Origin of the sequence: Mesorhizobium sp. NZP2077 (genome assembly GCF_013170805.1) — a bacterium.
Classification (GTDB): Bacteria; Pseudomonadota; Alphaproteobacteria; order Rhizobiales; family Rhizobiaceae; genus Mesorhizobium.
Genome location: NZ_CP051293.1, coordinates 3675633 through 3690529, shown reverse-complemented (window position 1 = coordinate 3690529; position 14897 = coordinate 3675633). Strand labels below are relative to the sequence as shown.

16 protein-coding genes are annotated in these 14897 nt (G+C 62.9%); 11 read left to right on the top strand and 5 right to left on the bottom strand.

Going from position 1 to position 14897, the window contains the following annotated elements; translation table 11 throughout:
* Positions 1-93 precede the first annotated feature (93 nt).
* From HGP13_RS18325 to HGP13_RS18310, 4 genes are all read right to left on the bottom strand, one after another.
* Positions 94-1401 (bottom strand): MFS transporter, encoded by a 1308-nt coding sequence (locus HGP13_RS18325; RefSeq protein ID WP_172227928.1) that lies wholly within the window; start codon positions 1399-1401, stop codon positions 94-96.
* Positions 1398-2075 carry a FadR/GntR family transcriptional regulator gene (locus HGP13_RS18320; protein WP_172227927.1) on the bottom strand — a complete coding sequence of 226 codons (678 nt, stop codon included), beginning with the start codon at positions 2073-2075 and terminating at the stop codon, positions 1398-1400. Before HGP13_RS18320 ends, HGP13_RS18325 begins: the two co-directional genes overlap by 4 nt.
* A gap of 101 nt (positions 2076-2176) precedes the next feature.
* Positions 2177-2866, bottom strand: coding sequence for a hypothetical protein (locus tag HGP13_RS18315; RefSeq protein WP_172227926.1), 690 nt, complete (start codon positions 2864-2866; stop codon positions 2177-2179).
* 89 nt (positions 2867-2955) lie between these two features.
* Complete coding sequence (locus HGP13_RS18310; protein WP_172227925.1) at positions 2956-4530, bottom strand: trimethylamine methyltransferase family protein; 1575 nt, start codon at positions 4528-4530, stop codon at positions 2956-2958.
* A gap of 289 nt (positions 4531-4819) precedes the next feature.
* Between HGP13_RS18310 and HGP13_RS18305 the strand changes: the two genes are divergently transcribed.
* Positions 4820-5518, top strand: coding sequence for a B12-binding domain-containing protein (locus HGP13_RS18305; RefSeq protein ID WP_172227924.1), 699 nt, complete (start codon positions 4820-4822; stop codon positions 5516-5518).
* 85 nt (positions 5519-5603) lie between these two features.
* Here the strand turns inward: HGP13_RS18305 and HGP13_RS18300 are convergent, their stop codons facing one another.
* Positions 5604-5741 carry an EncA/B family entericidin gene (locus tag HGP13_RS18300; RefSeq protein ID WP_172227922.1) on the bottom strand — a complete coding sequence of 46 codons (138 nt, stop codon included), beginning with the start codon at positions 5739-5741 and terminating at the stop codon, positions 5604-5606.
* 65 nt (positions 5742-5806) lie between these two features.
* On the opposite strand from HGP13_RS18300, the gene HGP13_RS18295 reads away from it, so the two are divergent.
* The 10 genes from HGP13_RS18295 to HGP13_RS18250 all read left to right on the top strand — a co-directional run bounded on the left by HGP13_RS18295 (position 5807) and on the right by HGP13_RS18250 (position 14885).
* Positions 5807-6436, top strand: a complete 630-nt coding sequence (locus HGP13_RS18295; protein ID WP_172227920.1) for a DUF1638 domain-containing protein — start codon at positions 5807-5809, stop codon at positions 6434-6436.
* 105 nt (positions 6437-6541) lie between these two features.
* Complete coding sequence (locus HGP13_RS18290) at positions 6542-7117, top strand: DUF4893 domain-containing protein (protein ID WP_172227918.1); 576 nt, start codon at positions 6542-6544, stop codon at positions 7115-7117.
* A 90-nt stretch (positions 7118-7207) separates the two neighbouring features.
* Entirely contained in the window at positions 7208-7990 is a 783-nt protein-coding gene (locus HGP13_RS18285) for a formyl transferase (RefSeq protein WP_172227916.1), read from the top strand.
* 203 nt (positions 7991-8193) lie between these two features.
* Entirely contained in the window at positions 8194-8496 is a 303-nt protein-coding gene (locus tag HGP13_RS18280; RefSeq protein WP_172227914.1) for a virulence factor, read from the top strand.
* Positions 8489-9103, top strand: a complete 615-nt coding sequence (locus HGP13_RS18275; RefSeq protein ID WP_172227912.1) for a methylenetetrahydrofolate reductase C-terminal domain-containing protein — start codon at positions 8489-8491, stop codon at positions 9101-9103. The genes HGP13_RS18280 and HGP13_RS18275 overlap by 8 nt, the downstream gene beginning before the upstream one ends.
* A complete protein-coding gene (locus tag HGP13_RS18270; protein ID WP_172227910.1) occupies positions 9100-10191 on the top strand; it encodes a methylenetetrahydrofolate reductase in 1092 nt (363 codons plus the stop codon). Before HGP13_RS18275 ends, HGP13_RS18270 begins: the two co-directional genes overlap by 4 nt.
* 78 nt (positions 10192-10269) lie before the next feature.
* Positions 10270-11241, top strand: coding sequence for a methyltetrahydrofolate cobalamin methyltransferase (locus HGP13_RS18265; protein WP_027029477.1), 972 nt, complete (start codon positions 10270-10272; stop codon positions 11239-11241).
* Between the two features lie 10 nt (positions 11242-11251).
* Positions 11252-13321 (top strand): ASKHA domain-containing protein, encoded by a 2070-nt coding sequence (locus HGP13_RS18260; protein WP_172227908.1) that lies wholly within the window; start codon positions 11252-11254, stop codon positions 13319-13321.
* A gap of 190 nt (positions 13322-13511) precedes the next feature.
* Positions 13512-13697, top strand: coding sequence for a hypothetical protein (locus HGP13_RS37945; RefSeq protein WP_246707049.1), 186 nt, complete (start codon positions 13512-13514; stop codon positions 13695-13697).
* 234 nt (positions 13698-13931) lie between these two features.
* Positions 13932-14885, top strand: coding sequence for an alpha/beta hydrolase (locus HGP13_RS18250; RefSeq protein ID WP_172227906.1), 954 nt, complete (start codon positions 13932-13934; stop codon positions 14883-14885).
* Positions 14886-14897: the final 12 nt, after the last annotated feature.

Below are 14897 nucleotides of genomic sequence, written 5' to 3'. Positions count from 1 at the left end.
ATGCGCGATACATATCCGCGCATGCGACAACGGCAAGACATTGCCTGAACGTGGGGGTCAACATTTCGTGCAGGCTAGCGTGAGGCGTGCGGATCAATCTTGGCCGTCGACGCGCACGGTCCTGGCGCCGACATGCAGCGCACGCCCGGCGCCAAACCCCATGATGGCCGCCCCCAGTCCGAGCGCGACAAACAGGAAGGCCGATTCCGAGAAACTGCCGGTCCAGCCGCGGATCAGGCCGACCAGCAGCGGGCCGGTTGCGGCAAGAACATAGCCGACACCTTGCGCCATGCCCGAAAGATGCGCCGCGACATGCGAATCCGGAGAGCGCAGCACGATCAGGGTCATGGCGGCGGCGATCAGGCCGCCCTGCCCGATGCCTTGCAGAACCGCCCAGAACAGCACGGTCGAGGTTGGTGCGAACAGGATGCCGAGCAGCGCAACAACCGCGATGCCGACGAGCGCCACGTTGATACCACGCTGGTCCTTGAGCCGCACCGCGATGGAGGGCACGGCAAGGCAAGTGACGACCTGCGCCATGACAGACACCGAAGCGATGGCGCCGGCGGTGGCAGCGTCGAAGCCGCGCTCGCGCAGGATCGGCGCCAGCCAACCGAAGATGCAATAGGCAAGTGCCGACTGCAGCCCCATGAACAGCGTCACCTGCCAGGCCAGGCGATCGCGCCAGAGGCCGACGACGCGAAAGCCGCGATGGCTGACCTGCCGCCGGCTGCTGAGCGCCTGCGGGATCCAGATCAGCAGCACGAGCAATGTCGGCACGGCCCATGCAGCCAGCGCGCCTGACCATGAGCCCGTGACAAAATGTTCGATCGGCAGCGTAAGACCGGCGGCAGCGGCCGAGCCGGCGCACAGAGCCATGGTGTAAAGCCCGGTCATGACGGCGGTGCTGCCGGCAAAATCGCGCTTGACCAGGCCCGGCAAAAGCACGTTGCCGATGGCAATGGCGCCGCCAGCAAGGAAGGTCGCGACAAACAGCAGCGGCACCGAACCGAACCAGCGCAGCCCGGTTCCCAGCGCCAGCAGCACAAGCGCACCGAGCAAGGTGCGTTCGGCCCCGTAGCGCTGGGCAAGTTTTGGCGCAAAGGGGGCGAACAGGCCGAGGCACAGAACCGGCAGCGTGGTCAGCAGACTGGCGCCAGTCGTTGAGAGACCGGTCGCCTGCATCACCTCGGGCAACAGCACCGAGAGGCTGGAAAACAGCGGCCGCAAATTGAAGGCGATCAGCACAAGGCTGGCGCCAAGCACGATGCGCGCGGCTCGGCTGCGCAGTTCGGGCGGCTGCGGCTTCGGCAGGCTATCAGCTTCGGCATCGATGAGGTCCAGCCCCTCGACGGCCGCGGATTGCGCCGTCAGGCCAGGTTGACGAAATGTCTGGTTCATTGGGAAAGCAGTCTCTCAAGCTGGGCAAGCACCGGCGCCATGAAAGCGCGGGCGGCGGCAACCGCATGGTCCGGATCGTTCGCGGCGATGGCGTCGACAATGGCCGTGTGTGCCTGCCGGTCCGGTTCAGGCAATTCGCCGTCGATGGTGGCATGGATGGTTTCGCTGATGGCGGCAGTGAAGAAGTCGTAGAGCTCCATCATCGCTCTGTTGCCGGACGCCGCGACGACCGATTTGTGGAAAGCCAGATCACGCCGGATGAAGGCTTCGCTGCCGCCGTCGGCGACGGTACCGCGCTCGGCCAGCAGCCGGCGCATCCGGTCGAGATCGGCGGGCGTGTGACGCAACGCGGCAAGCCGTGCGGCCTCCAGGTCGAGCGCTGCCCGCGCCTCCCATTGGTCGCGCAAGCCGGTGCGCTTGACGCGGTCGAGCGCTGCTGACGAATCGACGGTCGAGCGCACATAGGTGCCCGAGCCTTGCCGCGTATCCAGCAAGCCTTGCGAGACGAGCACCCTCACCGCCTCGCGCACCGTGCCGCGGCTGACCGACAAGAGGTCGCTGAGGGCCGCTTCATTCGGAATACGCTCGCCGACGCCCCAGCGGCCGCCAACGATTTCAGCACGCAGGCTCCCGGTCGCGCTGTCGGTGAGATTGGTTCGGATAGCAGGTTGCATCGGCCTATTCATCAAGTCATCAGATGACTTGATGAATAGGCCCGCTTCTGGCTTCCGTCAAGCTACTGATCGAGATGGAAGCTTCCCAAGCGTGGCGTTGATCAGTTGGCGGCCCGTGAAAAACTTGCCATGTGGAAGGCCTGAACCTCCGGCGGATAGCGATATTCCGTGCCATAGGGACAGGCATTGCGGTCAAGGCAGCCGCCGCTGCGGCACGGCTCGCCAACTCCCCGCACATGCGCCAGGCAGGCCTGATAGGCAAACCCTTCCACGGAATAGGCGTCGACCGGACAGGATTTCACGCAGGGTTTCTCGACGCAGGCATCGCAAAGATGGATTGCCTCGCCCTGCTCCGGAAACGCGATCTCGTCCTCGAACAGCAGCGCACCGCGATAGGCATGCCAAAGCCCGTATTGCGGATGCATGAGAATGCCAAGCGGCGACGGTTTTAACCCCTCCGCCCGCATCGCCCATTGCTGGAACGGCAGATACGGCTTGTCCGACGGCGAAACCGCGCGCGCGCCGAACTTTTCCGCCACATCGCCGATGACCTGCCGCGACCAGCTGTCAAGCGGATTGGCGATTGTCTGTGACTGTTGCTCCCGCCAGCGCAGGAAATGCAGCCAGGGTGCCGCCCCCGCCTGCCCCACCAGCAGCACGGACCTTGCCGGCGCGCCCGAGGCGCCATGAGGAACAAGTTCGTTGCAGGGAAAAACAAAACCACCGCGCAGGATGAGGCTGTTGGCGCCAAACGCGGCCGTGATCTCTTCGATCATGCCGCGCGCAATCATCCGTTCTTGTCCGGATCGGAGAAAGCACTCCGCCAGACTTCCTTGTGGATGATGTTGGCGACTTTAGCCCCGCCTGACTCGGGCTCCTTTCAAGTGAAGGCGTCGGGCATCGACCCCTTCTTCTTGGCGATGAACTCCTTCAGCGCTTCGTCGATGCTCGGGTCGAGATACGGCGCCTCATAGCTTTCCAGCCAGCGGCGGGCGAGTTCGTTGGCGCGCTGCGGCGCGGTCTTCTCGCCCTCGGCCAGCCACTGTTCGTAGGAATTGTTGTCGGCGATGTTGGAACGGTAGAAGGCGGTCTGGAAATTGGCCTGGGTGTGGTCGCAGCCGAGATAGTGGCTGCCCGGCCCGACCTGGCGGATGGCATCCATCGCCTGGCCGTTCTCCGAAAGGTCGACGCCTTCGGAGAATTTCTGCGTCATGCCGAGCTGGTCGATGTCCATCATGAATTTTTCATAGCAGGACGCCAGCCCGCCCTCGAGCCAGCCGGCCGAATGCAGCACGAAATTGGTGCCGGCAAGGATCGTCGAGTTCAGCGTGTTGGCGCTTTCGTAGGCCGCCTGTGCGTCCGGAACCTTGGATGCGCAGAGCGAACCACCGGTGCGGAACGGCAGGCCGAGACGGCGTGCGAGCTGGGCCGCGCCATAGGACACCAGCGACGGCTCCGGCGTGCCGAAGGTCGGTGCACCCGACTGCATCGAGATTGACGAGGCGAAGGTGCCGAACAGCACCGGCGCGCCCGGCCGGATGAGCTGTGTGAACGAGGCGCCGGCCAGCACTTCGGCCAGGACCTGCGTCAGCGTGCCGGCGACCGTCACCGGGCTCATCGCGCCGGCGAGGATGAACGGCGTGACGATGCAGGCCTGGTTGTGGCGCGAGTAGACTTTCAGCGCGCCAAGCATGGTCTCGTCGAACACCATCGGCGAGTTGGCATTGATCAGGCTGGTCAGCACGGTGTTGTTTTCGACGAAATCGTCGCCGAACACGATCTTGGCCATCGCCACCGTATCTTCAGCCCGCTCCGGCGCGGTGACCGAGCCCATGAACGGCTTGTCGGAATATTTGATGTGGCTGTAGATCATGTCGAGATGGCGCTTGTTGACCGGCACATCGACCGGCTCGCAGACCGTGCCACCCGAATGGTGGATCGACGGCGCCATATAGGCGAGCTTCACGAAATTCTGGAAATCCTCGATCGTCGCATAGCGCCTGACACCGTCCAGGTCGCGCACGAAGGGCGGGCCGTAAACCGGCGCGAAGACAGTGGCGTTGCCGCCAATCTGCACCGAGCGTTCCGAATTGCGAGCATGCTGGGTGTAGACGGACGGCGCGGTCTTGAGCAGCGAACGGCAAAGCCCTTTCGGGAAATGCACGCGCTCGCCCTTGACGTCGGCGCCGGCCTCTTTCCACAGCTGCAGCGCTTCGGCGTCGTCGCGGAAGATGATGCCGATCTCTTCGAGCACCGTGTCGGTGTTCTTCTCGATCAGCGCCAGGCCTTCCTCGTCGAGCACCTCATAGACGTTGATCTTGCGCTTGATGTAGGTGAGCTGCGTGCCAGGGCCACCGCCCGAACGCGCCGCGCGCCTTGCCGCCGCGCCGCCGCTGGCAGCGCGTCCACGCCGTGCGTTTGACGCTTCCTGGTCGACTGCCGCGTGTTCGCTCATGATCGCTCTTCCCTGAATATGGCCTGGCCTGACGATGGCTGGTCCGTAACCGTTGCGGCCGCATGGCGCGGCTTTCGCCGGATCGTAGCCATGCACCCTATTCGAAACGGCCCGTCCGCGCCAACGCCTGTCGCAAAATCGACAAGAAAACCAATAGATTTTCCAGTCGCTTTCCTTTTGCGGGAAGTCGCAAATCAGCTATGGATACCCGCCCGTTGCGGGTTAGGTATGAACGCTAATATTTTGTGCCTTGCGACGCAGTCGCGATGCCGTGAGGAGCTGGATTAAAATGTCCGACGACGAGATCATCCTTTCTGAACTTTCCGACGACGAGTTGGTGCAGCAGATGCACGACGATCTCTATGACGGGCTGAAGGAAGAGATCGAGGAAGGCACCAACATCCTGCTGGAGCGCGGCTGGGTGCCCTACAAGGTGCTGACCGAGGCGCTGGTCGAAGGCATGCGCATCGTCGGCGAGGATTTTCGCGACGGCATCCTGTTCGTCCCCGAAGTGCTGTTGTCGGCCAACGCCATGAAGGCCGGCATGTTCATCCTGCGTCCGCTGCTCGCCGCCACCGGCGCACCGAAGCAGGGCAAGATGGTGATCGGCACCGTCAAGGGCGACATCCATGACATCGGCAAGAACCTCGTCGGCATGATGATGGAAGGCGCCGGCTTCGACGTCATCGATCTCGGCATCAACAATGCGGTCGAGAAGTATCTCGATGCGATCGAAAAGCACCAGCCCGACATCATCGGCATGTCGGCGCTTTTGACCACGACCATGCCCTACATGAAAGTCGTCATCGACACGATGAAGGAAAAGGGCATTCGCGACGACTATGTCGTGTTGGTTGGCGGCGCGCCGCTCAACGAGGAATTCGGCAAGGCCGTCGGCGCCGACGCCTATTGCCGCGATGCCGCAGTGGCGGTCGAGACCGCCAAGGACTTCATGAAGCGCAAGCACAACGTCCGCGCTTCGGCCTGACCCAAGGCATCAGGATGGACAGACAAGAAAAGCCGCGCCTTGCAGCGCGGCTTTTTTGTTCCCAGATGATAGACGAGGTTGCCGATCAGTTGGCGACAGTGTCCTTGACCGCTCTTGCCGTCGATTTGACGTCCTTGCCGACGCCGCGGACGGTGTTCGCGCAAGCGGAAAGGGCCAGGGCACAGGCAAGAATGGCAATCGGTGCGATGCGTAGCAGTTTCATGGACGGTATCTCCCCCAATAGATAAATTAGCCCCACAGCAACGAAAGCCGGCTTTGACTGGTTCCATGGCCAAGACACAGAAAACGAAACCGAATCAAGGCGACAGGCTGCTCGTCATCGCCTGCGGGATGATTGCGCGCGAGGTCTTGGCCGTCAAGGAACGGCTCGGCCTCAGTCACCTCGAATTGACCTGCCTGCCGGCGGAGTTTCATTTCTACCCCGACCGTATCGCGCCCGCCATGGACAAGGCGATCGAGAAGGCCAAGGCGGAGGGTTACGAGCACATCTTTGTCGGCTATGCCGATTGCGGCACCGGTGGCCTGCTCGACCGCGTCCTGGAGAAGCATGGCGTCGAGCGCATGGCCGGACCGCATTGCTTCGCCTTCTATCAAGGCATGGAGGCCTACGCGAAAATCGCCGATGACGACATGATGTCCTTCTACATGACGGACTTCCTGTGCCGTCAGTTCGACGCCTTCTTCATGAAGCCGCTCGGCCTCGACAAGCACCCGGAGCTGATCAAGGACTATTTCGGCAATTACGAGAAGCTGGTCTATCTCGCCCAGACCGACGATCCGGAGCTCGACAAGGTCGCGGAAAAGGCAGCAAGCCTGCTCGGTCTCGCCTATGAGCGGCGCCCGACCGGCTACGGCGACCTGATGGCCGGGATGGCGCAAGCGGCGCAGGTCGCCTGAGCGCAGTTGCGCTAGGCTAGCCCATTCTCCGCCCTGAGCGCCGCCAGCCAACAGCGCCGCCGCTCCGGATATCGACTGCCATTTTTTTGACTCAGGGAGTTCCAGATGATGCTTCGTCCCCTTTTCGCCGTCATCGGCCTGCTCTGCTGCACCCTACCCGCCATTGCCGACGGCGCGGTGCAGAAGCTGATCACGCCTGCTGACAAGGTCCGCCTCGACAAATATGGCGAGACGCGCAAGGCAGCGCTTGCCGAGGCGAAGGCGGGCGACCCGGCCGAGGTCAAACAGCTCGATGCCTTGCTGGCGAAGCCGCTGGTTTCGTTCTCAAACAAGGACCTGACCGGCAACTGGCAGTGCCGCACCATCAAGGCAGGCGGCTTGAGCCCGCTCGTCATCTATGGCTGGTTCAAGTGCAAGGTGACCGACGATGGTTCCGGCTGGCGGTTGGAAAAGATCAGCGGCTCGCAGCGAACCCAGGGCCGCTTTTTCGACGACAGCGAGAAGCGCGCGATCTATCTCGGCTCCGGCTCCGTCAACAACGATCGGGCAAAACCCTATGGCAGCGGCCCGCAGTCCGACCAGGTCGGCTATGCCTTCCGCACCGGCGCCAAGGAATGGCGTATCGAACTTCCCGCCCCCTACTACGAATCGAAGCTCGACATCATCGAATTCAAGCGCTGAGCGTGGTCATCAAGATTTAACCCCATTCCGGCACAAATTCCGGCCAGCAGCATGCGGCAGGCGACCGCGTACAAGGCAGGGAAACAGGCTATGTCTTCACCGGTTGCAACCAGCGCGCCGATCGTCGTCGTGACCGGCGGCGGCCAGCATGTCTGGGCTATGATCAACGCAATCGCCGATCGCGTTGGTCCTGTCAGCGTCGTCCTCGAAACCCCTGAATCCAAAAAGCAATTGCTGCGTGGTCGGGCTCGCCGCCAAGGCTGGATCTCGGCCATGGGCCAGTTGGGCACGATGGTGCTGAGCAGGTTGGGCAAGCGGTTCCTGGCAGGCCATGCCGAGCGGTTGATTGCAGAGGAGAAGCTGGAGGTCGAGCCGCGACCGGGCCAGCAGATCATCCAAGTGGCCTCGGCCAATGGGCTTGAATGCCTGCAGGCCATCCAGAAGATCCAGCCAGGCGTTGTGCTGCTCAACGGTTGCCGACTGATCTCGGCTGAGATGCTGAGCAAAATGCCTTGCCCGGTGCTCAACTACCATGCGGGTATCACGCCGAAATATCGCGGTATGAATGGCGGCTATTGGGCTCTGGTATCGGGCGATGCGCAGAATTTCGGCACGACTGTCCACCTCGTCGACGCCGGCGTCGACACCGGCGGCGTGCTGAAGCAGGCGCGCGGCAGATCGAAAAGAGGCGACACCATCTCAAGTCACGCGCTACGCCAGACGGCGTTCTCGCGCGACATCTGTGTCGAGGCCGTCCGCGATGCACTGGCAGGAAAACTGACGACGATCGATCCCGGCCTGCCTTCGAAACTGTGGTATCATCCGACGATCTGGTTCTATGTCTGGACCGGCCTCAGAACCGGAATCTGGTAGGTTTTTTCAGTCCCGAACCGCGTAAGGCACGACGGCTCTTTCGGCACGCCGACCCTGCCGCCGGCACACGCCGCAAACGAATAAACGCACCTTTCATTTTACGACATTGAAATGCGTCGCTTTTGAATGCGCGCGCGTCGTCCCATAACAAGCGGCCCCTCGGCGCATGCGGCAATGCTCGATAGTTCGAGGAGCGAGAATTCATGGCCGATCTTATCGTCGTCTACTGGCGCGACATCCCTGCCCAGGTCATCGTCAAGAAGGGCCGGCAGAACGCCAAGCGCGAACTGCCGTTGCGCTTCACCGAGGCCATCGACATGTGCGCCATGCGCACCGGCGCCGGCGGCACCGACGACTATCTGGCCGAATGGCGCAAGGCCGATCCCATTCCTGTCAGCGACGATCTCGAAGCCGAAGTCGAAAAAGCCTTTCAGGACCTCGACACGAAATATGACCGCGAGCGGCTGGTCGCTCTGGTCAAGGCGGGCGGAAAAGAAAATGTCTGAAGCCACTCCTGCTAAGCAAGATGGGCCGTCAGTTACCCAGGCCACCCAGGTCAAGAAAGCAGCGCCGAAGTCTGACTACAAGCCGGCCGATGTATCGCCGCAGCGGCGCGTGCAGCGCTCGTTTGCGATCAGGCTGTGGTCGATCCGCCATTCGCGCCTGCTCGAATGGTTTTATGCACGTTTTGCCGACACCTTCCTGCTGCTGCATCCCTTGTGGAAAGGCCTGGGCTACGGGCGCGTCGAGGCCCCGATCAAGTTCGTCGAAAAACGCGTAAAGGGCTTCATGTTCGACTGCCGCATGTGCGGCCAGTGCATCCTGTCCTCGACCGGCATGTCGTGCCCGATGAACTGCCCCAAGCAGTTGCGCAACGGCCCCTGCGGCGGCGTGCGCGCCAACGGCAATTGCGAGGTCGAGCCCGATATGCCCTGCGTCTGGGTCAAGGCCTGGGAAGGTTCGCAGAACATGGTCAACTCAGACAAGATCCTCACCGTGCAGAAGCCGGTCGATCAGTCGCTGCGCGAAACCTCCGCCTGGCTGCGGGTCACCGCGCAAGCGGCGGCAGCCCGCGAAGCCGCGGCCGCGCCAAAGACCGGAGCCGCCGCATGATCGGCCGTCAGCGCGACGAGAACCCAGCCGGCATTGATCTGCCGCTCGATCCCCTGCCCGGCCACTCTTCCCGCGGCCGGCTGGAGCGTGTGCTGCGGCGCGGTGAATTCGCGGTGACGACCGAGCTCAATCCCCCAGACAGCGCCGACCCGGAGGACGTCTACAACAGGGCGAAGATCTTCGATGGCTGGGTCGACGCCATCAATGCGGTCGATGCCTCCGGCGCCAACTGCCACATGTCGTCGGTCGGCATCTGTGCGCTGCTTACCCGCATGGGCTATGCCCCAATCATGCAGATCGCCTGCCGCGACAAGAACCGCATCGCCATCCAGGGCGACGTGCTGGGCGGTGCCGCAATGGGTGTCGCCAACATGCTGTGCCTCACCGGCGACGGCGTGCAGGCCGGCGACCAGCCCGGTGCCAAGCCGGTGTTCGACCTTGATTCCATGTCGCTGCTCGAAACCGTCCGCATCATGCGCGACAACGGCAAGTTCCTGTCCGGCCGCAAGCTGACGACGCCGCCGCAGGTCTTCCTGGGCGCCGCCGTCAATCCGTTCGCGCCGCCCTTCGATTTCCGCCCGATCCATCTCGGCAAGAAGATCGCCGCCGGCGCGCAGTTCGTGCAGACCCAGTATTGTTTCGACGTGCCGATGTTCAGGACCTTCATGCAGAAGGCGCGCGATCTTGGTCACACCGAAAAAGTGTTCGTCCTGTGCGGCGTCGGCCCGCTCGCCTCGGCCAAGACGGCCAAGTGGATCCGCAACAACGTGCCGGGTATCCACATCCCGGACGCTATCATCAAACGGCTTGAGGGCGCGCAGGACCAGAAGAAGGAAGGCAAGCAGCTCTGCATCGACATCATCAACGAGGTCAAGGAAATCCCCGGCATCTCGGGCATCCATGTGATGGCCTACCGCCAGGAGGAATATGTCGCCGAGATCGTCGATGAATCGGGCGTGCTGAAGGGCCGCCAGCCCTGGAAGCGCGAAATCCGTCGCGACGACCAGATGGTTGCCGACCGGCTCGACCACATACTGCACGACGAGATTACCGAAACACAGGTGGACATGGTAAAGACCGCGCACTAAGCGCGGCCCATCACCAGACCCTGGAACGAAACCAGAGACGATATAAAGAAGCACTTTATATCAAGGCGGAGAGACTTCATGACCCGGACCATCGTCGCCTCGGCGACACGAGAGATCATCATCGGCTTCGACCAGCCCTTCTGCGTCATCGGCGAGCGCATCAACCCGACCGGCCGCAAGAAGCTCGCCGCCGAGATGATCGCGGGTAATTTCGAAACCGTGATCAGGGACGCGCTGGAACAGGCCGCCTGCGGCGCCACCATGCTCGACGTCAACGCCGGCGTCACCTCGGTCAACCCGAACGAGACCGAGCCCGGCCTTCTCGTGCAGACGCTGGAGATCGTGCAGGGGCTGGTCGACCTGCCGCTGTCCATCGACAGCTCGGTCACCGCCGCAATCGAAGCGGCGTTGAAGGTCGCCAAGGGTCGCCCGCTGGTCAACTCCGTCACCGGCGAGGAGGAAAAGCTCGAAGCCATCCTGCCGCTGGTCAAGAAATACAACGTACCGGTCGTCGCCATCTCCAACGACGAGACCGGCATTTCGATGGATCCGGACGTGCGCTTTGCCGTCGCCAAGAAGATCGTACAACGTTGCGCCGATTTCGGCATTCCGGCGCATGACGTCGTCGTCGACCCGCTGGTCATGCCGATCGGTGCGCTTGGCGATGCCGGCCGCCAGGTGTTCGCGCTGCTGCGGCGCCTGCGCGAAGAACTCAAGGTCAACACCACTTGCGGCCTGTCCAACATCTCCTTCGGCCTGCCGCACCGCCATGGCATCAATGCCGCCTTCATCCCGATGGTCATCGGCGCCGGCATGACCTCGGCGATCATGAACCCGGTGCGTCCGCAGGAAATGGAAGCCGTGCGCGGCGCCAATGTGCTCAACGGCACCGACGAGAACTGCACCAACTGGATCCGTACCTACAAGGACTACAAGCCAGCCGAAGGCGGCCAGGCAGTTGCGGCACCGACGCAGGTCAATGCACCAGGCGACGGTGCTGCCGGCGGTCGCCGTCGCGGCGGCCGTGAAGCCCGGATGGGTCGGGGATAAGCGCGCAATCGTGAATTCACCTGCCAACATCACCGATCCGCTCGTGCTGTTCATGCCGTCAGGCAAGCGCGGGCGGTTTCCTGTAGGCACGCCGGTGCTGGATGCCGCGCGCCAGCTAGGCGTCTATGTCGAGAGCGTGTGCGGCGGCCGTGCCACCTGCGGGCGCTGTCAGATCGAGGTGCAGGAAGGCAATTTCGCCAAGCACAAGATCGTATCCTCCAACGACCACATTTCGCCCAAGGGCCCCAAGGAAGATCGCTACGAACGCGTGCGCGGCCTGCCTGAACGGCGCCGCCTCTCCTGCTCGGCGCAGATCCTTGGCGACCTCGTCATCGACGTGCCGCAGGATACCGTCATCAATGCGCAGACCATCCGCAAGGATGCCGACACCAGGGTGATCGCCCGCGATACGGCGATCCGCATGTGCTATGTCGAGATCGAAGAGCCCGACATGCACAAGCCGCTTGGCGATCTCGACCGGCTGAAGATCGCGCTGATGAAGGACTGGGGCTTCAAGAACCTCGAATTCGACTTCTACCTGCTGCCGCAGGTGCAGGGCATCCTGCGCAAGGGCAACTGGACCGCCACCGCCGCCATCCACAAGGATGCCGACAGCGATATCGCACGCGTCATCGCTTTGTGGCCAGGCCTCAAGAACGAGGCCTATGGGCTGGCCTGCGATATCGGCTCGACCACCATCGCCATGCATCTGGTGTCGCTGCTGTCGGGCCGCGTCGCCGCCTCCTCCGGCACCTCGAACCCGCAGATCCGCTTCGGCGAGGATCTGATGAGCCGCGTCTCCTACGTTATGATGAACCCTGATGGCCGCGAAGGCATGACGGTGGCCGTGCGCGAGGCGATCTCCAGCCTCGTCGACAAGGTCTGCGCGGAAGGCAATGTCCAGCGCAACGACATCCTGGATTCCGTCTTCGTCGGCAATCCGATCATGCACCATCTGTTCCTCGGCATCGATCCGACCGAGCTTGGCGGCGCCCCTTTCGCGCTCGCCGTCTCGGGCGCCGTGCGCATCAAGGCCTCCGACATCGGCCTTAAGCTCAACCAGGGCGCCCGGCTCTATATGCTGCCTTGCATCGCCGGCCATGTGGGCGCCGACGCGGCGGCAGTCACGCTGTCGGAAGGCCCGCATCGCCAGGACGAGATGATGCTGATCGTCGACGTCGGCACCAATGCCGAGATCGTGCTCGGCAACCGCACGCGGGTTGTCGCTGCCTCCTCGCCAACGGGACCAGCCTTTGAAGGCGCCGAAATCTCCGGCGGCCAGCGCGCCGCGCCCGGCGCCATCGAGCGCGTGCGCATCGATCCCGAAACGCTGGAGCCAAAATACCGCGTCATCGGCTCCGAACTGTGGTCCGACGAACCGGGCTTCCTCGACAGCGTGCAGGCGACCGGCGTCACCGGCATCTGCGGCTCCGGCATCATCGAGATCGTGGCGGAGATGTATCTCGCCGGCATCATTTCCGAGGATGGCGTCGTCGATGGCTCACTGGCCGCGCGCTCGCCACGGGTCGTCGCCAACGGCCGCACCTTCTCCTACGTGCTGAAGGAAGGCGAACCGAAGATCACCATCACCCAGACCGACGTGCGCGCCATCCAGCTCGCCAAGGCAGCGCTTTATGCCGGCACCAAGCTTTTGATGGAAAAGCAGAATACCGAGCATGTCGACCGCATCCATTTCGCCGGCGCCTTCGGTTCCTTCATCGATCCGAAATACGCCATGGTGCTGGGCCTGATCCCCGATTGCGACCTCGACAAGGTCTCGGCCGTCGGCAACGCCGCCGGTGCCGGTGCACGCATGGCGCTGCTCAATCGGGGCTATCGCCGCGAGATCGAGGAGACGGTCAGCCAGATCGAAAAGATCGAGACCGCGCTGGAGCCGAAATTCCAGGAGCATTTCGTCTACGCCATGGCGCTGCCCAACAAGGTCGACCCGTTCCCGAAACTGTCGGCGGCGGTGAAACTGCCGCCGCGCAAGACGGTCAGCGAGGACGGTGTCGCCGGCGACGCCGCCCCACGCCGCCGCTCGCGCGAAGGCCACGCGGCAAGGCGTAGCCGGGAATAGAGGCGACCTTCACAGGTTGCCTCGAAATCTCAAACTCATTTGCATGCAAATGTTTCCGGATCGAACCGATCCGGAAACCGAAACGCTGTTTTCGCGAAATCCATCCGATACATGGCAGGCGCATTTACCCCGCTTCGAACGGCGGCCGAAGATAATCCTCGGTCGAGGCCGTTCTCCAAGGGAGATGAAAATGTCGATGTTTGGAAATCTCGGCCGCTTCGGTGCGACCATCAGGCAGACCCATGCCAGGAACAAGGCGATCCGCGAGCTGAACAGCCTGCCGGCGCATGTCCAGAAGGATATTGGCTGGCCGGCTTCTCCGCCCAGTGATCCGCAGGCCGCGCTCACTTCGCTGCTTCTGGGTACGGCGCGCTGATGACCTTCGCCGACAAATGCAAATTGCTCGGCGTCCGCCGGGGGTCTCGCACATCCCCGGCGCCAACCAGCAACCGGCTGCGCGCGGCACTTCTGCCGCGCCGCTGACGTCAGGGGCGCGGATCACAGCGCCGTGTGGACACTGCGTAAAACTTGACTTTCTCGGCCAAGGTACGATCTTCGGAAATAGTGGAGGTTTCTCTTAGTCGGCTCTTGCCGAAGTTCGTGTATCCGCATGCCAAGTTTCAAAAGCCACGTCGTGTCCTTCGTGCTCAGGTACAGCCGCAAAAAGGCGTTTTCCAGCCCGGAAAGCCTGCAGCGCTGGATCGCGGCCGCGCGCAAGACCGAGGATCACCATCCGCCGGCCTCGCTGCAGCAGCGCTTGGACATCCAGACCCGCACCGTCGACGGTTTTCCGGTCTATGAAATCGCCCGAAGAGCCGGCGAGTACAAGCGGATCCTCTATTTGCATGGCGGCGCCTATGTGTTTGAGATCACGCCCTATCACTGGCACCTGATCGCTGACATGGCCGACCGGCTGGGCTACGGCATCACCGTGCCGATCTATCCCATCGCCCCGGAACACGATTTCCACGCCATGTTCGGCATGGTCGGCGACGTCTATCGCCAGATGCTCGACGAGACGGAAGCGGAAGACATCATCTTCATGGGCGATTCCGCCGGCGGCAATATGGCCGTGGTGCTGACCATGATGGCTGCCGAAGCAGGCTTGCCCCTGCCGTCACGGCACGTGCTGATCTCGCCCGGCGTCGACATGTCGCTTTCTAACCCTAAGCTGTTCGAGGCCGAGCGTAACGACCCTTGGCTCGGGATTCCAGGCGGCCTCGAAGCGATCCGGATGTACAGTGCCGGCATCGACCGCAGCGACTGGCACATCAGCCCGGTCTACGGTGATCTCTCCGTGCTGCCCAAGACACTGCTTCTGACGGGCTCGCGTGATCTCCTGACCCCCGACAATCTGGTCTTCGCGGAAAAAGCGCGTGCCGCCGGTGCCGAGATCGACGTCGTCCATGAGCAAGGCATGTTCCACGTCTGGCCACTGTTCGACATGCCGGAATCGCGGCGCGCCCGCCAGCACATCGTGGCGTTTCTCAACGAGAGCCCCTCGCCGATCAGGCAGGACACGAGAACAAGGTTCGAAGCGCCCTCCGCCGAGGCGGCGGAGTAGCGCTTCTGATTT